We start from the raw sequence: 24,117 nt of genomic DNA, 5'->3' as shown, positions 1-24,117 counted from the left end.
GCGGGGCGCGGGGCCTCGACGACGGGCGCGGCGGCCGGAGCGGGGGCAGGCGCCGGCGCGGGGCGCGCGGGTGCCTTGGGTGCTGCTGCTGCCGGCGCTGACGTTCCCGCACTGCCTGCGGGGTACTCGTCGCGCAGCTTGCGAACGACCGGGGGCTCGATGGTCGACGATGCCGACCGGACGAACTCACCCATGGTGTTCAGCTTGGTCATGATGGTCTTGCTGTCGACCCCGAGCTCTTTGGCGAGCTCGTAGACGCGGACCTTGGCCACATCTCTCCTGTCTCGGTCCGCCCGGACAGGGTCGGACCGTCGTTAGTTCTGGGTACTCATCGCTGGGTACTCATCGGAGCGTTCTCATCGGGTAGCCATCGGCTTCCAGACCCGCTTCCCTCATCGACGATCGGCCTACGACGCCGGGATCTGCCCGACGCCGTTCTTCTCCTGCTCCTCGAGGTGCCGGCGCACGGCGGTCACGTCGAGCAGGCCTGCGTTGCGCAGTGCCCGCCCGAGTGCACGTCGGCGTTCGGCGGTCTCGAGACATCCAAGATCGGGGTGCAGCCACGCCCCCCTGCCCGGCATCCGGCGACCCTCGTCCACAGCGAGCGCGGGAGATCCCGCGGCATCCGTGGCGACGACCACCCTCAGCAGGGCTGACCTCGGGCCGGTGGCTCGGCACCCCACGCAGGTCCGGACCGGACCCATGCCAGAGACCGCTTTCGCTGTCTGTGGGGTCCGCCGGCTCGACGGGAGGAGCCGGACATCCGGCCCAGCCGCAGCAAGTCTACCGCGCCGTACCACTGGACGCGTCAATCGTGACGTCATTCACCGGTGCTCGCGCCCTGCAGGTCGCCCGGGACCTCGGCGTCGGAGCGGATGTCGATCCGCCAGCCCGTCAGCTTCGCGGCGAGGCGGGCGTTCTGGCCCTCCTTGCCGATCGCGAGCGAGAGCTGGTAGTCCGGCACGACGACGCGCGCGGCCCGCGCCTCGGGGTCGACGACGGTCACCGACAGCACCCGCGCGGGCGAGAGCGCGTGCGCGATCATCTCGGCCGGGTCGTCCGCGTGGTCGACGATGTCGATCTTCTCGCCGTGCAGCTCGGCCATGACGGCCCGGACGCGGCCGCCCATCGGGCCGATGCACGCGCCCTTGGCGTTGACGCCGGGCACGGTCGCGCGGACGGCCATCTTGGTGCGGTGACCGGCCTCGCGCGCCATCGCGGTGATCTCGACGGTGCCGTCGGCCACCTCGGGGACCTCCAGCTCGAACAGCTTGCGCACGAGGTTCGGGTGCGTGCGCGACAGGGTCACCTGGGGTCCGCGCGGGCCGCGGGCCACCTCGAGCACGTAGCCGCGGATGCGGTCGCCGTGCACGTACTCCTCCCCCGGCACCTGCTCGTGCGCCGGCAGGACGGCCTCGGTGCCGCCGACGTCGACGAGCACGGTGCGCGGGTCGCGGCCCTGCTGGATGACCCCGCCGAGCACCTCGCCCTCCTTGCCGCGGAACGCGCCGAGCACCTGGTCGTCCTCGGCGTCCCGCAGGCGCTGGACGATGACCTGCCGGGCGGTCGCGGTCGCGATGCGGCCGAACCCGTCGGGCGTGTGGTCGAACTCGGGCTCGTCGTGGTGCGCGAACGTGGGGCCCTCGTCGTCCTGCGGCGGGGCCTCCTCGCGCGCCCAGACGGTCACGTGACCGCTCTTGCGGTCCACCTCGACGCGGGCCCGCGTGTGCGCGCCGGGCGTGCGGTGGTACGCCGAGAGGAGCGCCTGCTCGATCGCGGAGACCAGCACGTCGAGGCTGATCTCGCGCTCGCGCTCGAGCATCCTCAGCGTCTGCATGTCGATGTCCATCTCAGCTCTCCTGTCCGGCGTCGGCGTCGCTGCCGGCCTCGTCGTCGTCCACGGGCCCGACCCCTGTCAGGTCCACCTCGACGTGCGCGGCGCGCACCTCGGACAGGGGAACCTGCACGGGCTCCCCGACCACCGGCCTGCGCCCCTTGAGGCCGGGCGTCACCGGCACGACGACGATGGTGCCCTCGTCCGCCCCGGTCCGCTCGACCGCGGTCAGCCGCCCGCTCAGGATGCCGCCGTCGTGCCGGTGCACCACCACCGTGTGACCGACGGCGTGCGTGAAGTGTCGGCGCTCGGTGAGCGGCCGGGAGACTCCCGGGCTCATCACCTCGAGCGTGTACTCGCCGTCGATCGTGTCGGCGGAGTCCAGGGCGTCCGAGACCGCGCGCGTCGCGTCGGCGATGCGTTCGAGGTCCAGGCCGCCCTCGTCGTCCTCGGTCACGTCGACCACGACCTCGACGACGGACCGCCCGGCGGAGCGGCGCACCGTGACGTCCTCCAGGAGCAGACCGACCGACCCGACGGCGGGCTCGACGACCGCCCGGACCTTCTCGGCATGTGCTGGGTGCGATGGCGCGGCCACGGCAGCCTCCTTATCGCTCCAGCGGGTCAGTGCCGAGGCAACGGATCGACCCTGTGATGTTGTGGGGTCCAGCCTAACGAGTCCGGGCGTGCCCGACCGCCGCGGGTCGGACGCATGGCAGGATCACCGGCGATGCCTCCCCTGTCGCGCCCGCACCAGCACCCGGAAGTCGCCTCCCGCGCCCGCCGGTTCGGTGTCGCGCTCGCCACACTTCTGACCCTGGCGCTGGTGGCCGCCTGCGGCCTGCGGACCGAGACGCCGCCTCCCGTCGAGCCCACCCCGGACGCGATCGAGCAGGTCCGCGCCCGCACGGTCGCCGACTCCCTGACCCTGGCCGCGGACGCCCGGGCGCTCGGCGCGACGGCCGCGGAGCCGCTCGCGGGCGTGCTCGCGGACCTCGCGTCGTTCTCGGACCAGCACGCCCAGCAGGCCGGCGGCACGTACGACTCCGGCCTGCCGGAGCCGAGCGCCTCGCCGTCGACGACCACGGCGCCCCCGGTGCTGGACGTCGCGACGCTGCTGGCCGAGCTGGCCACGGCGACGACCACGTCGCTGACCGACGCGGACACGGTCGACGACGGCGACCTGGCCCGGCTCGTCGCCTCGATCGCGACGTCGCGGTCCGAGCTGACGACCAGGCTCGCGGCCGCAGCGGCGCTGCCCGTGCCGCCCGTGGATCCCCCGGCGGTCGACGCCTCGGCCCCGTCCGCGGACGAGACCAGCACCGCCTCCGCTCAGGCACCCCTGCCCGAGCCGACCCCGAGCACGGTGCCGCGCCCTGATCTCGACGCGCTGGCGCTCGCCCACGACCAGGCCGGATTCGGCTTCGAGGTCATCGCCGCGAAGCTCTCGGGCGACCAGCGCGCCGCCGCCCGCGCGGCCGCGTCCGCCAACCGTGCCGACGCGGAGCGCTGGGCGCGCGAGTCGGGCAGCGACGGCACGACGCAGGACCCTCGCCGAGCCTCGTACACCCTGCCCGTGGGCCTCGACGACCCCGCTGTCGCGGTGGCCCTGGCCCGCACCCTGCAGACCGCCGTCGCGGACGCCTACGCGAACGCGGTGGCCGCTGCTCCGGCCGGCGACCGTCTGGCGCTCGTCGACGGTCTGCGTGCCGCGACCGGCGCAGCGGCGAACTGGGGCGCGACCCCGGTCCCGTTCCCAGGCCTCCCCGAGCAGGTCACCCAACCCGTCGGCTGACCCGGGCACGTCCGAGCTCGGACGCCAGCCCTTCCCCCGTCGACGACGTCCGCACTCGTGGGCGCGGTAGGCCACGCGAGTGCGGACGTCGTGGGGGTCAGGCGTTGAGCAGGGTGTCGACGAGGGCGGCCACGTGGTCGACGGCCCGGTCGACCGGGACCTGCTCGGTGGTGCCGCCGGTGCGCGGGCGGACCTCGACGACGCCCTCGGCCAGCCCGCGGCCGACGACGACGACGAGCGGGACGCCCAGGAGCTCGGCGTCGGCGAACTTCACGCCGGGCGACACGCGGCCCGGACGGTCGTCGTAGATGACCTCGATGCCGCGCGACGACAGCTCGGTGGCCAGCGCCTCGGCGGCCTGGAAGACGGCCGCGTCCTTGCCGGTGGCCACGACGGTCACGTGCGCCGGTGCCACGTGGGCAGGCCAGGCCAGACCGCGCTCGTCGTTGTTGGCCTCCGCGAGCGCGGCGAGCACCCGCGTGACGCCGATGCCGTAGGACCCCATCGTGACGACCTGGGCCTTGCCGTTCTGGTCCAGCACGGTCAGCCCGAGCGCCTCGGCGTACTTGCGGCCGAGCGCGAAGATGTGGCCGATCTCGATGCCGCGAGCCAGCTCGAGCGGTCCCGAGCCGTCCGGCGCGAGGTCGCCCGCACGCACCTCGGCGGCCTCGACGGTGCCGTCGGCGATGAAGTCGCGACCGGCGACGAGGTCGAACACGTGCCGGCCAGGCTGGTTCGCGCCGGTGATCCACCGGGTGCCGGGCACCACGCGCGGGTCGAGCAGGTAGCGCACGGCGGTGCGCTCGACCCCGTCGGCGACGGGCACGTTCGGTCCCATCGCCCCGGGTCCGATGTACCCGCGGACGAGCTCGGGGTGGGCGGCGAAGTCAGCATCTCCGGCGGCCTCGACCTCGGCCGGGGCCACGGCGGCCTCGAGGCGCTTGAGGTCCACGTCCCGGTCGCCGGGCAGGCCGACGACGAGCAGCTCGCGCTCGCCGGTGGGCTGGACGAGAGCCAGCACGACGTTCTTGAGCGTGTCGGCCGCGGTCCAGGCCCGGTCGGGGCGCGCGAAGCGCTCGTTGGCGACGGCGACCAGCGAGTCGATCGTGGGCGTGTCCGGCGTGTCCTCGACGTGGGCCGCGGGCGCGTCGTCGAACGGGATCGCGTCCGGCACGACCGTGGTGACGGCCTCGACGTTCGCCGCGTAGCCGCCCGCGGAGCGCACGAACGTGTCCTCACCGATCGCCGTCGGCGTGAGGAACTCCTCCGACCGCGAGCCACCCATCGCGCCCGACGTCGCGGCCACGATCACGTACTCGAGCCCGAGCCGGTCGAAGATGCGCTGGTAGGCCGCACGCTGCGACTGGTAGGACGCCTCCAGGCCCGCGTCGTCGACGTCGAACGAGTAGGCGTCCTTCATGATGAACTCGCGCCCGCGGATCAGCCCGGCGCGCGGCCGGGCCTCGTCGCGGTACTTCGTCTGGATCTGGAAGAGCGCGAGCGGCAGGTCCTTGTACGACGAGTACAGGTCCTTGACCAGCAGCGTGAACATCTCCTCGTGCGTGGGCGCGAGCAGGTAGTCACCGCCCTTGCGGTCCTTGAGTCGGAAGATGTTCGGGCCGTACTCGGTCCAGCGGCCCGAAGCCTCGTACGGCTCCTTGGGCAGCAGCGCCGGGAAGTGCACCTCCTGCGCCCCGGCCGCGGTCATCTCCTCGCGGACCACGGCCTCGACCTTGGCGAGCACGCGCAGGCCGAGCGGGAGCCAGGTGTAGATGCCGGGGGCGGCGCGACGGATGTACCCGGCGCGCACGAGGAGCCGGTGGCTGGCGACCTCGGCGTCGGCCGGGTCCTCGCGCAGCGTGCGGAAGAAGAGCGTGGAGAGGCGCAGAAGCATGACCGGGAGCCTAGTTGCTCCCACACGCCGCCCGTTCATGCGAGAGCATGGGCAGCGTGCCGGAGCTGCCCGAGGTCGAGGCGCTCGCGCAGTTCCTGCGCGGGCGCACGGTCGACCACACCGTGACGTCCGTGGAGATCGGCGCCATCAGCGCGCTCAAGACGTTCAAGCCGCCGCCCGACGCGCTCAAGGGCGGGGTCGTCGTCGACGTCCAGCGCCACGGCAAGTGGCTCGACCTCATGGTCGCGACGTCCACCGGCGAGCCGCTGCACCTGGTCTGGCACCTGTCCCGAGCGGGGTGGGTGCGCTGGTCGGAGGCCCTGTCCGAGCGGCCCGTCCGGCCGGGCAAGTCCCCCATCGCCCTGCGGGTCCGGTTCGACGACGGCGCGGGCTTCGACCTCACCGAGGCCGGCACGCGGAAACGGCTCGCGGTGCACGTCGTCGAGGAGCCGACCGACGTCCCCCAGATCGCGACGCTCGGCGTGGAGCCGCTGTCGCAGGAGTTCACCCAGGACCGCCTGGCGGAGCTTCTCGCGGCACGCAACCAGCAGGTCAAGGGCCTGCTGCGCGACCAGGGCACCATCGCCGGCATCGGCAACGCCTACTCGGACGAGATCCTGCTCGTGGCCCGGATGAGCCCGTTCGCCATGACGAAGTCGTTCGACGACGCGAAGACGGCCATCCTCTACCGGGCCATCCAGGACGTGCTCACCGAAGCCGTCGCCGCCGCGTCGGGCAAGCCCGCGACCGAGCTCAAGGACGCCAAGCGCCAAGGGATGCGCGTCCACGGTCGCGCGGGCGAGCCGTGCCCGGGCTGGGACGGGGTCCCGTGCGGGGACACCGTGCACGAGGTGTCGTTCGCCGATTCCGCGCTGCAGTACTGCCCCACGTGCCAGACGGGCGGCAAGCCGCTCGCGGACCGCCGGATGTCGCGCCTGCTCCGGTAGCCGCTAGAACAGGACGGTCGCGTACGTGCCGACCTGGCGGAAGCCGACGGCCCTGTAGGCGGCCAGCGCGCGCACGTTGTAGTTGTTGACGTAGAGCGAGACGAGCGGTGCGACCTCGGAGCGCGTGGTCTGCACGACCGCGGCCATGCCCGACTCGGAGAGCCGCTCACCGCGGCGGTCGGGCGTCACCCACACGCCCTGCACCTGGGCGACCCCGCCGGCTACCGCGCCGAGCTCAGCCTTGAACACCACGTCCCCGCGCGGGCGGACGGACGACCGGTCCACGCGCACGAACGAGCGGCCCTGCGCCATGAGGTTGCGCACGCGCGTCTCGTACGGGCCGCCGGGGCCGCTGACGGGCGAGTAGCCGACCTCCTCGGTGAACATCCGGACGCAGGCCGGAAGGACGATGTCGAACTCCTCGGGGACCGAGCGGCGCACGGTCGGGTCGGCGGTCACCAGAGGGGCGTGCTCGATCACCATGGACGGCTGGTCGTCGCGGACCTCGCGCGCCGCGGGCCAGAACTGCCGCAGCCGGCTCCACATGCCCAGCACGGCGTCGGCCGGACCGACGATGGACGAGCAGCGCCGTCCCTGCAGGCGGGCGAGCCCGGCGAACGCGTCGAGCGCCCGGGCGACCGTGCGGGAGTCCTCGACAGGGACGACGGGGACCATGTTCGCTCCCGCGAAGCAGATCGCGACCAGCTCGTCGTCCTGCTCGTATCCCCAGAGGCTGCCACCTGCCGCACGCAGACCGCGTCCGACGGCCTGTTCCAACCGGGCGGTCGCGAGAACGGAGCCGACGGCATCTCGTGCACACACGGCCAGCGCGCTCTCGAGGTCGATGTCCGACAGGACCCGACCTCCGGCTCGGTTGTCGAGCAGAGCAGCGCGGCGTTGCACCATGAGCCGATCTTGCACCACCGAGGCCCGATTCACCCCATCTTGAGTGCGTCGATGTGATGAATTCCGGTGGTCGACGTGCGGATTCGCTCGCTCAGCCCACGGTGACGACGGGAGCACCCTCGCCCGACTCGACCGGGTCCATCGACTCGGCGAGCCGCATGGCCTCCTCGATCAATGTCTCGACGATCAGCGCCTCGGGGACGGTCTTGATGACCTCGCCCCGGACGAAGATCTGTCCCTTGCCGTTGCCGGACGCGACGCCGAGGTCCGCCTCGCGCGCCTCGCCGGGCCCGTTGACGACGCAGCCCATGACGGCGACCCGCAGCGGGACCTCCATGCCCTCGAGACCGGCCGTGACCCGCTCGGCGAGCGTGTAGACGTCCACCTGGGCCCGCCCGCAGGACGGGCAGGAGACGATCTCGAGCTTGCGGGGCCGCAGGTTGAGCGACTGCAAGATCTGGATGCCGACCTTGACCTCCTCGACCGGCGGCGCGGACAGGGACACGCGGATGGTGTCGCCGATGCCCTTGCTCAGCAGCGCGCCGAACGCGGTCGCGGACTTGATCGTGCCCTGGAACGCCGGCCCGGCCTCGGTGACACCGAGGTGCAGGGGCCAGTCGCCGCGCTCGGAGAGCAGCTCGTACGCCCGGACCATGATCACGGGGTCGTTGTGCTTCACGGAGATCTTGAAGTCGTGGAAGCCGTGCTCCTCGAACAGGGACGCCTCCCAGACCGCCGACTCGACGAGCGCCTCGGGCGTGGCCTTGCCGTACTTGGCCAGCAGGCGCGGGTCGAGGGAACCGGCGTTGACGCCGATGCGGATGGAGACGCCGGCGTCGGTCGCCGCGCGGGCGATCTCCTTGACCTGGTCGTCGAACTTGCGGATGTTGCCCGGGTTGACGCGGACGGCCGCGCAGCCGGCGTCGATCGCGGCGAACACGTACTTCGGCTGGAAGTGGATGTCCGCGATCACCGGGATCTGCGACTTGCGGGCGATGGCGGGCAGGGCCTCGGCGTCGTCCTGGGTCGGCACCGCCACGCGCACGATGTCGCAGCCGGCCGCGGTCAGCGCGGCGATCTGCTGCAGGGTCGCGTTGATGTCGGTGGTCGGGGTCGTGCACATCGACTGGACGCTCACAGGCGCGTCACCGCCGACCTCGACCTTGCCGACGCGGATCTTGCGGGTGGGACGCCGAGGTGCCAGGACGGGAACGGGCGCCTCCGGCATGCCGAGGCTGATCGGGATGCTCACGTCGCCATCATCGCACCCGTGCCGCCGCCTGCCGGCTCGCAGGACGTGGCGTGCACGACATCACCCTCAGATCTGCACCGGGTTGACGAGGTCGGCGTAGACGAGGAGCAGCCCCACGCCGCCGAGCAGGATGAAGACGCTGTAGGCGATCGGCACCAGCTTGGCGCTGTCGAAGGGCCCCGGGCGGGGCAGGCCGCGGAGCTTGGCCACCTGCCGGCGACCGCCCTCCCACAGGGCCGCCGCCACGTGACCGCCGTCGAGCGGCGGGAGCGGGATGAGGTTGAAGACGAAGAGCGCGATGTTCAGGCTCGCGAGCATCAGCAGCAGCCCCGCGAGCTTCAGGCCCCAGTCGATATCGTTCTCCGAGGCGATCTCCCCGGCGAACCGGCCGATGCCGACGACGCCGACCACGCTCGTCGTGTCGCGCGGCGTGCCGTTCACGGTCGAGTCCCAGAGGTCACCGATCTTCGCCGGGAGGGTCGCGACGACCGACGCCGTCTGACCGGTCATGGTGGCGACCCGGCCGGGCATCGCCCAGATCGACTCGCGCTGCGTCGCCTCCTTCGGCCCGATGCCGATGTAGCCGACCGAGGTCGTCTTCGTGGTGCCGTCCGCGTTCAGCACCGGGGCGTCGTTCTCGTCGTAGACGGGGCGCTCGGCCACGACCGGCGTGACCGACAGCTCGACCGTGGTGCCGTCGCGCTCGACCGTCACCGGGACGGCCACGTCGCCGGTGGCGCGGATCAGCCCGGAGAGCTGGTCCCACGACTCGACGGCGGTGCCGTCGTAGACCACCACGGTGTCGCCGGGCAGCAGGCCCGCCTCGGCGCCCGGGGCCGCCGGGTCGCTCGACGTGCACTCGCGGGTCGCGGGGGCGTCGGCGGGGATCACGCACGCGCTGACGGTGTCGACCGTGGTCGTCGGACCGGGCAGCCCGATCCCGACGAACACGATCGCCATGAGGAAGAACGCGATGACGAGGTTCATGACGGGGCCGCCGAGCATGACGACCAGCTTCTTGGGCGTCGAGAGCCGGTAGAACGCGCGGCTGTCCTCGCCGGGGTGGATCTCGTCGGCGCTGGCCTGCCGGGCGTCGCTGGCGAGGCGACCGACCCAGGTGCGCGCCGATGGGTTCCCGACGGCGTCGGCGGGCGGGTACATGCCGACCAGGCGCACGTAGCCGCCCAGCGGGATCGCCTTGAAGCCGTACTCGGTCTCGCCCTTGGTGCGGGACCACAGCGTGGGGCCGAACCCGACCATGTACTGGCTCACCCGCACGCCGAAGCGCTTGGCGGGCACCATGTGACCCACCTCGTGCAGCGCGATCGAGCCGAGCAGCACGACGATGAAGATGAGCAAGCCGATCAGGTACTCCATCAGGACCCTCCGTCAGGGGACGCGCCGCCCCACCCCAGCGTGGACCCCGAGCCCTCGCGCGCACATCCTCCCCTGCAACCCTGGGAAGTCGCTGGACGCCCGCTGGGCTCACTCGTTCGGCGGGTCGATATCCGGACGACCTGCGCGAATGCCCGGACGCTCTTGTCCACGGCGGTCCTGTCGCGGAATTCGTCGTGGCGGACCTTTCCCGCGCTCGAGATCGGCACTAGCGTCCGAGCATGGCCACTGATTCCGCGCACCTCACCGTTCTCGAGCAGCGTCGGTCGCTGCGGACCGCCGTCCCCGGCCCGAACTCCGTCGCGCTCGGAGCACGACGCGCGGCGGCCGTCGCCGCCGGCGTGTCGTCGACTCTCCCGGTGTACGTCGCGCGGGCGTCGGGTGCGGTCATCGAGGACGTGGACGGGAACGTGTTCGTCGACCTCGGTTCCGGGATCGCCGTGACGTCCGTCGGCGCCAGCGCGCCCGAGGTGTCCGCCGCGGTCGGCGCGCAGGCGCTCGACTTCACGCACACCTGCTTCATGATCAGCCCGTACGAGGAGTACGTCGCGGTGTGCGAGGCCCTCGCGCGGCTCACGCCCGGCGACCACGCCAAGAGGTCGGTGCTGGTCAACTCCGGCGCCGAGGCCGTCGAGAACGCCGTGAAGATCGCCCGCCGCGCCACGGGCCGCGACGCGGTGCTGGTGCTCGACCACGCCTACCACGGCCGCACCAACCTCACGATGGCGATGACCGCCCGTGCCATGCCCTACAAGACGGGCTTCGGACCGTTCGCGGGCGAGGTGTACCGCGTCCCCGCGTCCTACCCGCTGCGCGACCCCGAGGGGATGACGGGCGAGGAGGCCGCCCGACGCGCGATCGGCGTCGCCGAGCGCCAGGTCGGGGCCGACCAGGTGGCGGCGATCGTCGTCGAGCCGATCCTGGGCGAGGGAGGCTTCGTCGTCCCGGCGCCCGGTTTCCTCTCGACGCTCGCCGCCTGGGCGCGGGACAACGGGATCGTGTTCGTCGCCGACGAGGTGCAGACCGGCTTCGCCCGCACCGGTGCGATGTTCGCGTGCGACCACGAGGGCGTGGTGCCGGACCTGATCGCGCTGGCCAAGGGCATCGCGGGCGGGCTGCCGCTCGGTGCGGTGACCGGCCGCGCGGAGCTGCTCGACGCCGTGCACGCCGGCGGCCTGGGCGGGACGTTCGGCGGCAACCCGGTCGCGTGCGCGGCCGCGCTGGCCAGCATCGACCTGTACGAGCGGACCGACCTGGCCGGGGCGGCGCGGGCGATCGAGGCCAGGGTCGTGCCCCGCCTGACCGCCAACCTGGCCGACGTCGGCGCGGTCGCCGAGATCCGTGGTCGGGGCGCGATGCTCGCGATCGAGCTCGTCGTGCCCGGGACGCTCGACCCCGACAAGGCGGCGGCGCAGAAGGTCGCCGCGGCCTGCGCCGCCCAGGGCGTCCTCGTGCTCACCTGCGGCACGTGGGGCAACGTGCTGCGGCTGCTTCCTCCGCTGGTCATCGGCGACGAGCTGCTCGACGACGCGCTGGGCGTCCTGGAGGACGCGCTGCACGCCCTGTAAATCGGTCGACCTCCGCCGGGCGAGGCTGTCACGGTCGGAACATGGGTCAGATCTGGGACGACGAGACCGCGCAGCTCTACGACACCCCGGGCATCGGCATGTTCGCCCCCGAGGTGCTCGGTCCCACGGTGGACCGGCTGGTGGAGCTGGCCGGCGGCGGCCGGGCGCTCGAGCTCGCGATCGGCACGGGACGGGTCGCCGTCCCGCTCGCCGAGCGCGGAGTGCCGGTCACCGGCATCGAGCTGTCCGAGCCCATGCTGGGCCGGCTGCGCACGAAGGCCGACGAGGCGACGATCCCGGTGGTCGTCGGCGACATGGCGACGGCCACGGCACCGGGCGAGTTCAGCCTCGTCTACCTCGTCTACAACACGATCTCGAACCTGCTCACCCAGGCCGAGCAGGTCGCGTGCTTCCGCAACGCAGCCCGCCACCTGACGCCCGGCGGCCGGTTCGTCGTCGAGCTCTGGGTCCCCGAGCTGCGCGCCCTGCCACCCGGGCGCAGCGCCACGGTCTGGGCGGTGGAGCCCGGCTACCTGGGCCTGGACACCTACGACGTGCTGCACCAGCAGGTGGTCTCGCACCACGTCCGGTACGACGAGGACGGCACGGCGGCCCGACTGTCCCGCAGCCCGCACCGGTACGTCTGGCCCGCGGAGCTCGACCTCATGGCACAGCTGGCGGGCCTCGAGCTCGAGAGCCGCGAGGCCGACTGGGCGGGCGCACCGTTCACCGCGGACTCGTCGTCACACGTGTCGGTCTACCGCCGCGCGACCTAGGGGGTCCGCTCCTGCAGGCCCCAGGGCGAGTCGTACGGTCCGGCGAGCAGGTCCAGGAACGGCACCGCGTCGAACGCCTCCGGGCCGAGCACCCCCGACCCCGACCACACGCCCGCGGCCAGCAGCTCGAGCGCGACGACCGGGTTGACGGCCGTCTGCCACACGACGCACTGGGCGCCGTACTCGGCCATCGACCAGGCGTTGTCCACGATGTGGTGCAGGTAGACCTCGCGGGGGTTGCCGTCCTTTCCAGTGCCCGTGACGAGCAGTCCGGCGCACGTCGAGCCGGTCATCCGGGGGCCGATCGTCGCCGGGTCCGGCAGGGACGCGGCGACGACGTCACGAGGGCTGACCGGCACCCCGCGCACGAGGACCGGCTCCGTGCGGTCCAGGCCCAGCGTGTGCAGCGTCCGCAGCACCCCGATGAACTCCTCGCCGAGCCCGTACTTGAACGTCACCTTCCGCGCGGACACCCAGCGCGGCATGAGCAGGACCTCCTCGTGCTCGACGTGCACGCACTCCACGTCGCCGATCGGGTCGGGGAACCGGAACACCTCGGGCTCGTGGAACGGCGCGGTCGTGTACCAGCCGTCCTCGAGCCCGGAGCCCGCCTCGGCGCGGTCCGCGGACCAGATCACCGGCGGGTTGAGGCACTCCTCGATCGTCGTCCAGATCGAGAACGACGGCGCGAAGATCGGCTCGCCGTCGTCGCCGAGCACGACGAGGTTGGCGCCGTCGCGCACGCCGAGCTCGTCGATCGACTCGAACAGGTGGTCCGCCGCGTACCGCGCGAACACGTCGGACAGCCCGGGCTCCACGCCGATGCCGACGAGGGCGAGGCGACCGGCGGACTCCCAGTCGCCGGAGGCCGCGAACTGCTCGTCGCCGAGCTTCACGCCGGGCAGCTCGTGGGGGCGGTCCGGGTGCGGGTGGGACAGCGACATCGCCATGTCGAGGTAGTCCGCGCCGGCCGCGCGCACGCCCTCGAAGATCGGCATGACGAACCGGGGGTCCACCGCGTTCAGCACGTGCGTCGCGCCGCACTCGCGCACGAGGGCCTCGACCGCGGCCGGGCTCGAGGCGTCCACGACCGCTGCGACGAACCGGCCGCCGACGACGTCGTGCTCGCTCGCCGCGGCGACCGTGCGCTCCGCGCGTCCGAGGTCCACGTCCGCGACCACGAGCTGCTCGAAGAACGGCCGCCGGGCCGCGATCCGGGCGACGGCGTCGCCCACCCCTCCGCTACCGACCACCAGGATCCGCACGAGGTCCACCTCTCACCGGGCGCGTCGCACCCGTTCGTCATTCATGGTTGCTGTCATCGACGGGAGAGGCGTCGGCCCCGGGCGTAGCCGACCAGCTGGACGATCACGACGATCGCCAGGGCCAGCACGAACATGAACGAGCTGATGACGTTGGCCTGGGGCGGGATGCCGCGCGTGGCCGAGATGTACACGAACTTGGGGAACGTCTCGAACGAGCCGGACGTGAAGTTCGTGACGATGAAGTCGTCGAAGCTCAGGCTGAACGCGAGCAGCGCCGCGGCGGCGATCCCGGGCAGCAGGAGCGGGAACGTGACGCGCCAGAACGCCTGCAGAGGGGACGCGTACAGGTCCGCCGCGGCCTCCTCGATCGCCGGGTCGAGGCTCGAGACGCGGGCCTTGACCGTGACGACGACGAAGCTGATGCAGAACAGCACGTGCGACGCGACCACGGTGCTGAAGCCGAGCGGCACCCGCACCGACAGGAACTGCGCCAGGAGCGCCGCGCCGAGCACGACCTCGGGCGTCGACATCGGCAGGAAGATCAGCAGGTTGGTGGCCGAGCGCCCACGGAACTGGAACCGGACCAGCCCGATGGCCACGAGCGTGCCGAGGATCGTCGCGATGACCGTGGCCAGCACGCCGACCTTCAGCGAGTTGCCGAACGCCTCGCACACCTGCGGCGCGCCGCACGGGTTCTGCCAGTTGTCCAGCGTGAACCCGCGCCAGACGAGGTTCGTCTTGCCGGCGTCGTTGAACGAGAAGACGACCGTGTACGCGACCGGCACCAGCAGGAACACGAAGCCGAGGATCGCGAAGATCGGGATGATCGAGTCGCCGATCCGTCGCCGGACGGGCTTGCGGCGCACGGTCGGGGTCCTGCTCGTGGTCGGCGCATCCGTGGGCCTCGTCGCCGTCGCGGTCACAGGAGCTCCTCGGTCCCCGCGCGCTTGATGTACAGCGACACCATGAGCATGATCGCGGCCATCAGGACGACGGACAGCGCGGCGGCCGTCGGGTAGTCCAGGACCTTGAAGAACCGGGCGTCGATGACCTGCCCGATCATGGTCGTGTTCGTGTTGTTGCCGAGCAGCGCCGCGTTGACGTAGTCGCCCACCGCCGGGATGAACGTCAGCAGGGTCCCGGCGACGACCCCGGGCAGGGACAGCGGCCAGGTCACCTTGCGGAACGTGGTGATCGGCGACGCGTACAGGTCGGCGCCCGCCTCGAGCATCCGGGCGTCCAGGCGTTCGAGCCCCGCGAAGATCGGCAGCACCATGAAGGGCAGGAAGTTGTACGTCAGACCGCAGACGACCGCGAAGGGCGTCGCGGTGAGGCGAGCGTCCTCGGGCAGCAGGTTCAGCCAGTGCAGGGCGCTGACCACGAACGAGTCGTCGGCGAGGATCTGCTTCCACGCGATCGTGCGCAGGATGAAGCTGGTGAAGAACGGGGCGACGACCAGGACGAGCAGCATGCCCTGCAGGAGCTTGCGTCCGCGGGCGCGGATGGCGATCGCGTAGGCCATCGGGTAGCCGATGACGAGGGTCGCCACCGTGGCCACCAGGGCGAACCAGAACGACCGCAGGATCACCGGCCAGAACTGGGCGATCGCCTCGGTGTAGTTCTGCCAGTGCAGCGCCGGCTGGTACTGCCCGATGTCGCCACCCGGCACCGGCACGTACAGGGACGTCGCGAGCAGGGCGCCGACGGGCACGACGAACAGCAGGAGCAGGTAGATCAGGCCCGGGCCGAGCAGGATCCAGTGCGCACGCGAGGACTTGCGCGGACGGGGCGCCGCCTCGGGCGGGCCCGACTCGGCGAGCGCCGCGGTGATGCTCACAGGTCGTCGTCCAGGTCGACCGTTCCCTCGTCGGGAGCGTCGGCGCCGTCCAGCGCGAACGTGAAGTCGGCCGACCAGGCGAGGCGGACCTCGGCACCGGGCGCGACCGTCGAGCCACCGAGCAGGTTCTGCGCGAACACGCCGAACGTGCCGAGGCCCGGGACCGTCACCTGGTACTGCGTGCTGACGCCCATGAACGACACGTCCGTGACCGTCCCGGGGCCGAGCACGTTCTCCGTGGCCGACGGCTCCTGGTCGCCGACGAGGATCCGCAGCTTCTCGGGCCGGACACCGACCAGGACACCACCGCTCGACCGCACGGACCGGCCCTCGGGCACCAGGATCCGGTTCCCGGCGACGTCGACCGCCAGCAGCTGGGTCGTCGTGACCTTCTCGACCACCGTGCCCGGCACGAGGTTCGACTGGCCCAGGAAGTTGGCGACGAACGCCGTGCGCGGGAGCTCGTACAGCTCGGCGGGCGTGCCCATCTGCTCGATGCGCCCGTGGTTCATCACGGCGACGGTGTCGGCCATCGTCATGGCCTCCTCCTGGTCGTGCGTGACGTGGATGAACGTCAGTCCCACCTCGGTCTGGATCCGCTTGAGCTCCAGCTGCATCTGGCGGCGCAGCTTGAGGTCGAGCGCGCCGAGCGGCTCGTCGAGGAGGAGCACGGACGGCCGGTTGACCAGGGCGCGGGCCAGGGCCACGCGCTGCTGCTGCCCGCCCGAGAGCTGGGCCGGCTTGCGGTCCGCCAGGTGGGCGAGCTCGACCAGGTCCAGACCCTCGGCGACCCGACGGGCGATCTCGCTCTTGCCGGTCCGGCGCAGGCCGAACGCGACGTTCTCCCCGACGGTCAGGTGCGGGAACAGCGCGTAGCTCTGGAACACGGTGTTGACCGGCCGCTGGTGGGCGCGCGTCCCGGTCACGTCCTTGCCGCCGATGGCGATCGTCCCGGTGGTCGGCTGCTCGAGGCCGGCGACCATGCGCAGGGTCGTCGTCTTGCCGCAGCCCGACGGGCCGAGCAGCGCGAAGAACGAGCCGGACGGCACGGTCAGGCTCAGGTCGTCGACCGCCACGAAGTCGCCGAACGCCTTGGTGACGCCGGTGATCTCCAGCGCGGCGCCCGAGTCGGTGGCGTCCTCGACGGACACCGTCACGGCGTCCGGGGCCCCTGTCGTGCTCGTCATGCGCCGATCACGGTGAGGAACTCGCCGTTGTAGCGCGCCTCCTCGGCCGGCTCGAGCGTCCGGAAGACGCTGACCTTGGACAGGATGTCGGGCGTCGGGAAGATCATCGGGTTGGTCGCCAGGTCGGGGTCGAGCTCGAGCATGGCCTGCTGGGCGCCCTCGACCGGGGTGATGTAGTTGACCCACGCGGCCACCTGCGCGGCGACCTCCGGGTCGTAGTAGTAGTTCATGAGCGTCTCGGCGTTGCTGCGGGCCGGCGAGCCGATCGGCACCATCATGTTGTCGCTCCAGAGCGTGCCGCCGGCCTCCGGGATCGCGAACTCGAAGCGGTCGTCCGACTCATAGTTGAGCGACGTGATGTCGCCCGACCAGCCGATGACGGCGATCGCGTCGCCCGAGGCGAGGTCCTGCGTGTAGGAGTTGCCGAGCACCTTGCGGATGTGGCCCGAGTCGATCTTCTGCTTGAGGACGTCGAGCGCGGCGTAGAAGTCGTCGTCGGTCCACTCGCCGGCAGGGTCGACGCCCTGGCTGAACATGATCAGGCCCATGGTGTCGCGCATCTCGGAGAGCACCTCGACGCGCCCGGCGAGCTCCGGCTTCCACAGGTCCTCGATCGAGTGCACGCCGCCGGGCACCTTCTCCTTGTCCCAGGCCAGCCCGGCGAAGCCCGACTGCCAGGTCAACGAGTGCATGCGACCCGGGTCGAAGTCGACGTTCGCCAGGTTCGGCAGGATGTTCGCCGAGTTCGGCATGGCTGCCTTGTCGAGCTCCTGGGTGTAGCCGAGGCGGATCATCCGCGCGGCCATCCAGTCGGTGAGCGTGACGATGTCGTAGCCGATGTCCTGGCCGTTCTTCAGCTGGCCGTTGACCTTGCCGTAGAACGAGTCGTTGTCCTCGATGTCCTCGGCGTAGTCGACCGTGATGCCGGTCTTGGACTCGAACGACGTGAGCGTCGGGTACTCGGTGGCGTCGTCGTTCTGGTCCAGGTACTGGGTCCAGTTGGCCCACCGGACGAGCTTCTCGCTCGCCGAGTCATCCTTCGCGGCCTGCGCCGTCGGGGACGCCGAACCACCCGTGCCGCACGCTGCGAGCAGCGCTGCGGCGCCGGCCGTGCCGGCCGCACCGAGCAGGAACGAACGCCGCGACAGGTCCGTCGACCGTTCACGGCTCCGACGTGTCGCCTGGGCGATGAGAGCCCGGACGCGCGGGTCGGTCGGTACAGGTCGACGGCGCTGGTCGCTCATGGGGCTCCTCGGTACGGCAGTGACACGAACACGGTCCGACGGATCATCGCAAGCGGACGGGCGTCCAGCAAGGAATTCGTTGCGAAAGCACCCGACCGCAACGAAAATGTTGCACGCCTGAAGCATCAACCCGTCGGATCAGTGGACTTACACATCAAACGCGGACATCACGTGCTTGATCCGGGTGTAGTCCTCGAACCCGTACATCGACAGGTCCTTGCCGTAGCCGGACTGCTTGAAGCCTCCGTGCGGCATCTCGGCCACGAACGGGATGTGCGTGTTGATCCACACGACGCCGAAGTCGAGCGCCCGAGACATCCGCAGCGCGCGGCCGTGGTTCGAGGTCCAGACCGAGCTCGCGAGGCCGTAGCGGACGCCGTTGGCCAGCGCGATCGCCTCGTCCTCGTCCGTGAACGTCTGCACGGTGATGACCGGCCCGAAGATCTCGTCCTGGACGGCCTCGTCGTCCTGGCGCAGGCCGGAGACGACGGTGGCCTCGACGAAGTAGCCCGCGTCGCCGACCCGGTGACCGCCGGCGACGATCGAGGCGTGGTCCGGCAGCCGGTCCAGGAAGCCCGTGACCCGCTCGAGCTGCAGCGCGTTGTTCACCGGACCGAACGCGACGTCCGCGTCGTCGGGCATCCCGGTCCTCTGCCCGCGCGCGGCGTCGGCGAGAGCGGCGACGAAGTCGTCGTGCACGGAGGCGTGCACGAGGACCCGGGTGGCCGCGGTGCAGTCCTGCCCCGCGTTGTAGTACCCGGCGCCGGCGATGCCCTCGGCCGCGGCCGCGAGGTCGGCGTCGGCGAACACGATGACCGGCGCCTTGCCGCCGAGCTCCAGGTGGACGCGCTTGAGCCCGGCCGACGCGGCCTCGGCGACCTGCGAGCCCGCGCGCACCGACCCCGTGATGGCGACCATGTCCGGACGGGCGTGCGAGACGAGCGCCCGACCGGTGACGCGGTCCCCGCAGACGACGTTGAGCACGCCGGGAGGCAGCACCTCGGCCGCCACCTGACCGAGGAGCAGGCTCGAGGCGGGGGTCGTGTCCGACGGCTTGAGCACCACCGTGTTGCCGGCGGCGAGCGCGGGTGCGATCTTCCAGATCGCCATCATGAGCGGGTAGTTCCACGGCGTGACCTGCCCGATCACGCCTACCGGCTCCCGGCGCACCCACGACGTGTGGCCGGCCATGTACTCCCCCGCGCTCAGCCCGTCGAGCACGCGCGCGGCGCCCGCGAAGAAGCGCAGCTGGTCCACGCAGGGCGGCACCTCGTCCGTCGCGGTCAGGTGCAGCGGCTTGCCGGTGTTCCGCGACTCGACCGCGACGAACTCGTCGGCACGCGCCTCGACGGCGTCCGCGAGTCGCAGCAGCGCCAGCTGTCGCTCGGCCGGGGTCGTGCGACCCCAGGTGGTGAACGCCTGCGACGCCGACGCGTAGGCGGCGTCCACGTCCGCGGCCCCGCTCAGCGGCGCGCGGGCGTACTCCTGGCCCGTCGACGGGTCGACCACCGAGGTCGTGCGGCCGTCCGCAGCAGGCCGCAGCTCACCCCCGACGACGTTCAGCAGCTCGATGGTCTGGTCGGGGGCCTGGCTCACGGTGACTCCTTCGCGGGCGATTCGTCGGTGGTCGCACCGTACGCCGACGACGCGCGTTGCGGCAGGGTAGGACGGACCATTCGGCCGATCGAGGAGCCCCAGTCCTCGAAATCAGAAGTTTTTTCGGCCTGTCACAACGAATTCCTTGCATCGAGGCCGATCGCCGACCACGATCGGCGCGTGGGCAATCGCAGACCGGTCAACGGCGGCATGGTGCTCGACGACGTCTCCAAGGCCATCGTCGAGCAGCTCCAGGAGGACGGCCGGCGGCCGTACGCGACGATCGGCAAGGCCATCGGCCTGTCGGAGGCCGCGGTGCGGCAGCGCGTCCAGCGACTGACCGACTCCGGCGTCATGCAGATCGTCGCGGTGACCGACCCGCTGCAGGTCGGCTTCACGCGCCAGGCGATGATCGGGCTCAAGTGCGAGGGCGACCTCAGCGTCGTCGCCGACGCGCTGGCCGACCTCCAGGAGGTCGACTACGTCGTCGTGACGGCCGGCGGCTTCGACCTGCTGTGCGAGGTCGTGTGCGAGGACGACGACCACCTGCTCGAGGTGCTCAACCAGAAGATCCGCTCGCTCCCCGGCGTACGGACCACCGAGACGTTCGTGTACCTGAAGCTGCGCAAGCAGCTCTACAACTGGGGGACCAGATGAGCACCACCCGTTCCGGCGCCGACCGCTCGCAGGCGGCACGCGACCACCTCTGGGGTCACTTCACCCGGCAGAGCGCGTGGGAGCACGGCGTCCCGACGATCGTGCGCGGCCAGGGTCACCACATCTACGACGACGCCGGGCGCCAGTACATCGACGGGCTCTCCGGGCTGTTCGTCGTGCAGGCCGGCCACGGCCGGACCGAGCTCGCCGAGGCGGCGCGCGTGCAGGCCGAGAAGCTCGCGTTCTTCCCGCTGTGGTCGTACGCGCACCCCGAGGCGATCGACCTGGCCGAGCGCCTGGCCGCCTACGCCCCGGGCGACCTGAACCACGTCTTCTTCACCACGGGTGGCGGCGAGGCCGTCGAGACCGCCTGGAAGCTGGCCAAGAACTACTTCAAGCTCACCGGCAAGCCCAACAAGTACAAGGTGATCTCGCGGTCGATCGCCTACCACGGCACCACGCACGGGGCACTGTCGATCACCGGCCTGCCGACGCTGAAGGCGCAGTTCGAGCCGCTCGTCCCGGGCGCGCACAAGGTGCCGAACACGAACGAGTACCGCGCGCCCGACCACCTGCGCGACGACCCCAAGGCCTTCGGCCGATGGGCCGCCGACCGCATCGGCGAGGCCATCGAGTTCGAGGGTCCGGACACCGTCGCCGCCGTGTTCCTCGAGCCCGTCCAGAACGCCGGCGGCTGCTTCCCGCCACCGCCCGGGTACTTCGAGCGTGTGCGCGAGATCTGCGACGAGTACGACGTGCTGCTGGTCTCCGACGAGGTCATCTGCGCGTTCGGCCGGATCGGCTCGATCTTCGCGTGCGACGACTTCGGCTACGTGCCGGACATGATCACCTGCGCCAAGGGCATGACCTCGGGCTACTCCCCGATCGGCGCCCTGATCGCCTCCGACAAGCTGTACGAGCCGTTCGCCAAGGGCAACGCCTCGTTCGCCCACGGCTACACGTTCGGCGGGCACCCGGTCTCGGCCGCGGTCGCCAACGCCAACCTCGACGTCTTCGAGCGCGAGGGCATCACGACCCACGTCAAGGAGAGCGCCCCGGCGTTCCGGCGGACCCTGGAGAAGCTGCTCGACCTGCCGATCGTCGGAGACGTGCGCGGCGAGGGCTTCTTCTACGGGATCGAGCTGGTCAAGGACAAGGTCACCCGGGAGACGTTCGACGACGACGAGAGCGAGCGCCTGCTGCGCGGGTTCCTGTCGGGCGCCCTGTTCGAGGCGGGTCTGTACTGCCGGGCCGACGACCGCGGCGACCCCGTCATCCAGCTCGCTCCCCCGCTGACGTGCGGGCAGCAGCAGTTCGACGAGATCGAGCAGATCCTGCGCGGGGTGCTCACCGAGGCGTGGACGCGCCTGTGACGGCTGCGGCGCCCGCTCCGCTGTCCCTCTGGTTCGACCAGGTCGCCGCCGAGGACCCGGACAGCCTGGTGCCTCGCGACCCGCTCGACGGGGACGAGGTGGCCGACGTCGTGATCGTCGGCGCCGGGCTGACGGGCCTGTGGACGGCGTACTACCTGCTCGAGCACGACCCGGCGCTCGACGTGCTGATCGTCGAGGCCGAGGTGGCCGGGTTCGGGGCCAGCGGTCGCAACGGCGGCTGGTGCTCAGCCCTCTTCCCCGTCTCTGCCGACGAGCTCGCCCGGCGTCACGGCCGGGAGGCGGCGGCCGACATGCGCGCGGCGATGCGGGACACGGTCGTCGAGGTCGGCGGCGTCGCGGCGGCCGAGCAGATCGACTGCGGCTTCGCGTTCGGCGGCACGGTCACGCTGGCTCGCAACCGCCCGCAGCTCGAGCGCATCGCCTCCGAGGTCGAGGCCGACTCCCGGTGGGGCGACGAGTCCCACCTGCTGGGCCCCGACGAGGTCGCCGACCACGTGCGGGCCGAGGGCGTCATCGGCGGCTCCTACACCCCCGACTGCGCCCGCATCCAGCCCCTTCGCCTCGTCCGCGGCCTCGTCGACGTGCTGCTGTCCCGCGGCGCCCGGCTGGCCGAGGGCACGCGTGCCCTGCGGCTCTCCCCGCGGGCCGTCGTGACCGATCACGGCACGGTGCGCGCGCGCTGGGTCATTCGCGCGACCGAGGCATGGACCACGCAGCTGCCCGGCTCCGAGCGCGACCTGGCGCCCGTCTACTCGCACATGATCGCCACCGAGCCGCTGCCGCCCGAGGTCTGGGCGCAGATCGGTCTGGACCGCGCGCAGACGTTCCACGACGCCCGGCACCTCATCGTCTACGGCCAGCGCACGACCGACGACCGGCTCGCGTTCGGCGGTCGCGGCGCGCCGTACCACCTCAACTCCGCGATCCGGCCGTCCTACGACCAGGTCGACGCCACCGCCGAGCACCTGCGGCGCGAGCTGGTCGAGCTCTTCCCCGTGCTGGACCGCGCGGAGGTCACGCACCGCTGGGGCGGACCGCTCGGCGTCGCGCGCGACTGGTCGCCGTCCGTCGGCCTCGACGCGGAGACCGGCATCGGCTGGGCCGGCGGGTACGTCGGGGACGGCATCTCCACGACCAACCTCGCCGGGCGGACGCTGGCCGACCTGGTCGCCGGCGCGGACTCGTCCCTGGTGCGCCTGCCCTGGGTGGGCCACCGCTCCCCGCGGTGGGAGCCGGAGCCGCTGCGCTGGGCCGGGATCACGGCCGCCCGCCGGGCCGCCGCGTGGTCCGACCGCATCGAGCGCCGGTCCGGGCACACGAGCCGGGTCGAGTCCGTGCTCAGCCGCGTGCTCGGCCGCTGACCGCCTCCTGCGGCACTCGCCCGGGTCAGGCGCGGGCGAGCAGCTCGTGGGCGCGCGTCCGCGCCCACCTCTCGGCGTCCAGCACCGCGTCGAGCGTGAGGTCGTCGACCCCGCCGTGCTCGCCCAGCACCCGCTCGACCGTGCTCACGATGTCGAGGAACCCGATCCGCCCGGTCAGGAACGCCTCCACGCACTCCTCGTTCGCGGCGTTGTAGACCGCCGGGTGCGTCGGGGAGGCCGCCACGGCGGCCCGCGCGAGCGCGACCGCACCGAACACCTCCTCGTCGAGCGGCTCGAACGTCCAGGCGGTCGCCCGCGTCCAGTCGCAGCCCGGCGCGACGTCCGGCACCCGGTCGGGCCAGCTCAGCCCCAGCGCGATCGGCAGCCGCATGTCGGGCGGCGACGCCTGTGCGAGCGTCGACCCGTCGACGAACTCGACCATCGAGTGCACGACCGACTGCGGATGCACGACGACGGTGATGTCCTCGACCGGCACGTCGAACAGCAGGTGCGCCTCGATGAGCTCGAGCCCCTTGTTCATCAGGGTCGCCGAGTTGATCGTCACCACCGGCCCCATCGACCAGGTCGGATGCGCGAGGGCCTGCTGCGGCGTCACTGCTTTGACGTCGTCCTGAGCCCAGCCACGGAACGGTCCCCCGGACGCGGTCAGGACGAGGCGGCGGACCTCGGGCCGCGTGCCTCCGCGCAGGGCCTGGGCGATCGCCGAGTGCTCGGAGTCGACCGGGACGATCTGGTCGGGCCGCTGCCGCGCGGCGTGGACGAGCCGGCCGCCCACGACCAGCGACTCCTTGTTGGCCAGCGCCAGGGTGCTTCCCGCGCGCAGGGCCGCGAGCGTCGGGCCCAGGCCGACGCTGCCCGTGACCCCGTTCAGCACCACGTCGGCGCCTCGGCCGGCGAGCTCGGTCGATGCGTCCGGCCCGACGAGCACCTCGACGCCGKGGAGCGCGTCTCGCAGGGCCGGGCCCGCGGTCTCGTCGGCAACCGCGACCGTGGCCGCACCGAGCTGCCGCGCCTGCCGGGCGAGGAGCCCGACGTCACCGCCGCCGGCGCTCAGCCCGGTCACCGAGAACCGGTCCGGGTTGCGGGTGATGACGTCGATGGCCTGGGTGCCGATCGAGCCCGTGGACCCGAGGAGGATGACGCTGCGCTGGCTCACGCCCCCATCATCGCGGGTCGTGGCAGGATCGC

The 24,117-nt window shown here is 72.0% G+C and carries 22 protein-coding genes; 7 read left to right on the top strand and 15 right to left on the bottom strand.

Annotation, left to right across the window (positions count from 1 at the left end):
• From AC1DZC_RS18420 to AC1DZC_RS18405, 4 genes are all read right to left on the bottom strand, one after another.
• Positions 1-272 (bottom strand): translation initiation factor IF-2 N-terminal domain-containing protein (locus AC1DZC_RS18420; protein WP_477044264.1); only part of this gene is annotated, 272 nt, incomplete at its 3' end.
• 135 nt (positions 273-407) lie between these two features.
• Positions 408-704, bottom strand: coding sequence for a YlxR family protein (locus AC1DZC_RS18415; protein ID WP_477044263.1), 297 nt, complete (start codon positions 702-704; stop codon positions 408-410).
• Positions 705-820: 116 nt separating this feature from the next.
• Positions 821-1,849: a transcription termination factor NusA gene (nusA, locus tag AC1DZC_RS18410; RefSeq protein ID WP_477040823.1), complete on the bottom strand. Its 1,029-nt coding sequence runs from the start codon at positions 1,847-1,849 to the stop codon at positions 821-823.
• A gap of 1 nt (position 1,850) precedes the next feature.
• Positions 1,851-2,432: a ribosome maturation factor RimP gene (locus AC1DZC_RS18405; RefSeq protein ID WP_477044262.1), complete on the bottom strand. Its 582-nt coding sequence runs from the start codon at positions 2,430-2,432 to the stop codon at positions 1,851-1,853.
• A gap of 132 nt (positions 2,433-2,564) precedes the next feature.
• Here AC1DZC_RS18405 and AC1DZC_RS18400 point away from each other — a divergent pair, with 132 nt between their 5' ends.
• On the top strand, positions 2,565-3,629 hold the full coding sequence (locus AC1DZC_RS18400; protein ID WP_477044261.1) for a DUF4439 domain-containing protein: 1,065 nt from the start codon (positions 2,565-2,567) through the stop codon (positions 3,627-3,629).
• A 97-nt stretch (positions 3,630-3,726) separates the two neighbouring features.
• Here the strand turns inward: AC1DZC_RS18400 and AC1DZC_RS18395 are convergent, their stop codons facing one another.
• Positions 3,727-5,523 carry a proline--tRNA ligase gene (locus AC1DZC_RS18395; RefSeq protein ID WP_477044260.1) on the bottom strand — a complete coding sequence of 599 codons (1,797 nt, stop codon included), beginning with the start codon at positions 5,521-5,523 and terminating at the stop codon, positions 3,727-3,729.
• Positions 5,524-5,579: 56 nt separating this feature from the next.
• Here AC1DZC_RS18395 and AC1DZC_RS18390 point away from each other — a divergent pair, with 56 nt between their 5' ends.
• Positions 5,580-6,470 carry an Fpg/Nei family DNA glycosylase gene (locus AC1DZC_RS18390; protein WP_477044259.1) on the top strand — a complete coding sequence of 297 codons (891 nt, stop codon included), beginning with the start codon at positions 5,580-5,582 and terminating at the stop codon, positions 6,468-6,470.
• Positions 6,471-6,473: 3 nt separating this feature from the next.
• Here AC1DZC_RS18390 and AC1DZC_RS18385 read toward each other — a convergent pair whose 3' ends face one another.
• The 3 genes from AC1DZC_RS18385 to AC1DZC_RS18375 all read right to left on the bottom strand — a co-directional run bounded on the left by AC1DZC_RS18385 (position 6,474) and on the right by AC1DZC_RS18375 (position 10,005).
• Positions 6,474-7,376 (bottom strand): GNAT family N-acetyltransferase, encoded by a 903-nt coding sequence (locus tag AC1DZC_RS18385; RefSeq protein WP_477044258.1) that lies wholly within the window; start codon positions 7,374-7,376, stop codon positions 6,474-6,476.
• Between the two features lie 91 nt (positions 7,377-7,467).
• On the bottom strand, positions 7,468-8,604 hold the full coding sequence (gene ispG, locus AC1DZC_RS18380; RefSeq protein WP_477040868.1) for a flavodoxin-dependent (E)-4-hydroxy-3-methylbut-2-enyl-diphosphate synthase: 1,137 nt from the start codon (positions 8,602-8,604) through the stop codon (positions 7,468-7,470).
• A gap of 90 nt (positions 8,605-8,694) precedes the next feature.
• Positions 8,695-10,005: a M50 family metallopeptidase gene (locus AC1DZC_RS18375; protein WP_477044257.1), complete on the bottom strand. Its 1,311-nt coding sequence runs from the start codon at positions 10,003-10,005 to the stop codon at positions 8,695-8,697.
• A 239-nt stretch (positions 10,006-10,244) separates the two neighbouring features.
• Here AC1DZC_RS18375 and gabT point away from each other — a divergent pair, with 239 nt between their 5' ends.
• Both gabT and AC1DZC_RS18365 read left to right on the top strand, forming a co-directional pair.
• Positions 10,245-11,591: a 4-aminobutyrate--2-oxoglutarate transaminase gene (gene gabT, locus AC1DZC_RS18370; protein WP_477044256.1), complete on the top strand. Its 1,347-nt coding sequence runs from the start codon at positions 10,245-10,247 to the stop codon at positions 11,589-11,591.
• Positions 11,592-11,632: 41 nt separating this feature from the next.
• Positions 11,633-12,367 (top strand): class I SAM-dependent methyltransferase, encoded by a 735-nt coding sequence (locus tag AC1DZC_RS18365; protein ID WP_477044255.1) that lies wholly within the window; start codon positions 11,633-11,635, stop codon positions 12,365-12,367.
• Here the strand turns inward: AC1DZC_RS18365 and AC1DZC_RS18360 are convergent.
• The 6 genes from AC1DZC_RS18360 to AC1DZC_RS18335 all read right to left on the bottom strand — a co-directional run bounded on the left by AC1DZC_RS18360 (position 12,364) and on the right by AC1DZC_RS18335 (position 19,496).
• The gene (locus AC1DZC_RS18360) at positions 12,364-13,632 is read right to left on the bottom strand and encodes a saccharopine dehydrogenase family protein (protein WP_477044254.1); all 1,269 of its coding nucleotides are present in this window, start codon (positions 13,630-13,632) and stop codon (positions 12,364-12,366) included. The two genes, AC1DZC_RS18365 and AC1DZC_RS18360, sit on opposite strands and share 4 nt — an antisense overlap.
• A 53-nt stretch (positions 13,633-13,685) precedes the next feature.
• Positions 13,686-14,498: an ABC transporter permease gene (locus AC1DZC_RS18355; RefSeq protein ID WP_477044253.1), complete on the bottom strand. Its 813-nt coding sequence runs from the start codon at positions 14,496-14,498 to the stop codon at positions 13,686-13,688.
• Between the two features lie 53 nt (positions 14,499-14,551).
• Complete coding sequence (locus AC1DZC_RS18350) at positions 14,552-15,469, bottom strand: ABC transporter permease (RefSeq protein ID WP_477040833.1); 918 nt, start codon at positions 15,467-15,469, stop codon at positions 14,552-14,554.
• Complete coding sequence (locus tag AC1DZC_RS18345; RefSeq protein ID WP_477044252.1) at positions 15,466-16,656, bottom strand: ABC transporter ATP-binding protein; 1,191 nt, start codon at positions 16,654-16,656, stop codon at positions 15,466-15,468. Before AC1DZC_RS18345 ends, AC1DZC_RS18350 begins: the two co-directional genes overlap by 4 nt.
• Positions 16,653-17,900, bottom strand: a complete 1,248-nt coding sequence (locus tag AC1DZC_RS18340; protein ID WP_477040835.1) for an ABC transporter substrate-binding protein — start codon at positions 17,898-17,900, stop codon at positions 16,653-16,655. The genes AC1DZC_RS18345 and AC1DZC_RS18340 overlap by 4 nt, the downstream gene beginning before the upstream one ends.
• A gap of 147 nt (positions 17,901-18,047) precedes the next feature.
• Entirely contained in the window at positions 18,048-19,496 is a 1,449-nt protein-coding gene (locus AC1DZC_RS18335) for a gamma-aminobutyraldehyde dehydrogenase (protein WP_477040836.1), read from the bottom strand.
• A 210-nt stretch (positions 19,497-19,706) separates the two neighbouring features.
• Here AC1DZC_RS18335 and AC1DZC_RS18330 point away from each other — a divergent pair, with 210 nt between their 5' ends.
• The 3 genes from AC1DZC_RS18330 to AC1DZC_RS18320 are packed head-to-tail and all read left to right on the top strand — an operon-like array spanning position 19,707 to position 22,908.
• Positions 19,707-20,153 carry an Lrp/AsnC family transcriptional regulator gene (locus tag AC1DZC_RS18330; RefSeq protein ID WP_477040870.1) on the top strand — a complete coding sequence of 149 codons (447 nt, stop codon included), beginning with the start codon at positions 19,707-19,709 and terminating at the stop codon, positions 20,151-20,153.
• Positions 20,150-21,526, top strand: coding sequence for an aspartate aminotransferase family protein (locus AC1DZC_RS18325; RefSeq protein ID WP_477044251.1), 1,377 nt, complete (start codon positions 20,150-20,152; stop codon positions 21,524-21,526). The genes AC1DZC_RS18330 and AC1DZC_RS18325 overlap by 4 nt, the downstream gene beginning before the upstream one ends.
• Positions 21,511-22,908, top strand: coding sequence for an NAD(P)/FAD-dependent oxidoreductase (locus AC1DZC_RS18320; RefSeq protein WP_477044250.1), 1,398 nt, complete (start codon positions 21,511-21,513; stop codon positions 22,906-22,908). The genes AC1DZC_RS18325 and AC1DZC_RS18320 overlap by 16 nt, the downstream gene beginning before the upstream one ends.
• A gap of 25 nt (positions 22,909-22,933) precedes the next feature.
• Here AC1DZC_RS18320 and dxr read toward each other — a convergent pair whose 3' ends face one another.
• Positions 22,934-24,085, bottom strand: coding sequence for a 1-deoxy-D-xylulose-5-phosphate reductoisomerase (gene dxr / locus AC1DZC_RS18315; protein ID WP_477044249.1), 1,152 nt, complete (start codon positions 24,083-24,085; stop codon positions 22,934-22,936).
• Positions 24,086-24,117: the final 32 nt, after the last annotated feature.

This window comes from Cellulomonas sp. P2_B4 (genome assembly GCF_056404795.1).
Note: the sequence above shows the minus strand (reverse complement) of the source record. Positions and strands in the feature narration are given on the sequence as shown.

Coding starts and splice junctions, on each gene's coding strand:
- AC1DZC_RS18415 (WP_477044263.1), bottom strand. CDS start 704: ATGGGTCCGGTCCGGACCTGCGTGGGGTGCCGAGCCACCGGCCCGAGG.
- AC1DZC_RS18345 (WP_477044252.1), bottom strand. CDS start 16,656: ATGACGAGCACGACAGGGGCCCCGGACGCCGTGACGGTGTCCGTCGAG.
- AC1DZC_RS18325 (WP_477044251.1), top strand. CDS start 20,150: ATGAGCACCACCCGTTCCGGCGCCGACCGCTCGCAGGCGGCACGCGAC.
- AC1DZC_RS18330 (WP_477040870.1), top strand. CDS start 19,707: ATGGTGCTCGACGACGTCTCCAAGGCCATCGTCGAGCAGCTCCAGGAG.
- AC1DZC_RS18375 (WP_477044257.1), bottom strand. CDS start 10,005: ATGGAGTACCTGATCGGCTTGCTCATCTTCATCGTCGTGCTGCTCGGC.
- ispG (WP_477040868.1), bottom strand. CDS start 8,604: ATGCCGGAGGCGCCCGTTCCCGTCCTGGCACCTCGGCGTCCCACCCGC.
- AC1DZC_RS18400 (WP_477044261.1), top strand. CDS start 2,565: ATGCCTCCCCTGTCGCGCCCGCACCAGCACCCGGAAGTCGCCTCCCGC.
- AC1DZC_RS18365 (WP_477044255.1), top strand. CDS start 11,633: ATGGGTCAGATCTGGGACGACGAGACCGCGCAGCTCTACGACACCCCG.
- nusA (WP_477040823.1), bottom strand. CDS start 1,849: ATGGACATCGACATGCAGACGCTGAGGATGCTCGAGCGCGAGCGCGAG.
- gabT (WP_477044256.1), top strand. CDS start 10,245: ATGGCCACTGATTCCGCGCACCTCACCGTTCTCGAGCAGCGTCGGTCG.
- AC1DZC_RS18385 (WP_477044258.1), bottom strand. CDS start 7,376: ATGGTGCAACGCCGCGCTGCTCTGCTCGACAACCGAGCCGGAGGTCGG.
- AC1DZC_RS18340 (WP_477040835.1), bottom strand. CDS start 17,900: ATGAGCGACCAGCGCCGTCGACCTGTACCGACCGACCCGCGCGTCCGG.
- AC1DZC_RS18395 (WP_477044260.1), bottom strand. CDS start 5,523: ATGCTTCTGCGCCTCTCCACGCTCTTCTTCCGCACGCTGCGCGAGGAC.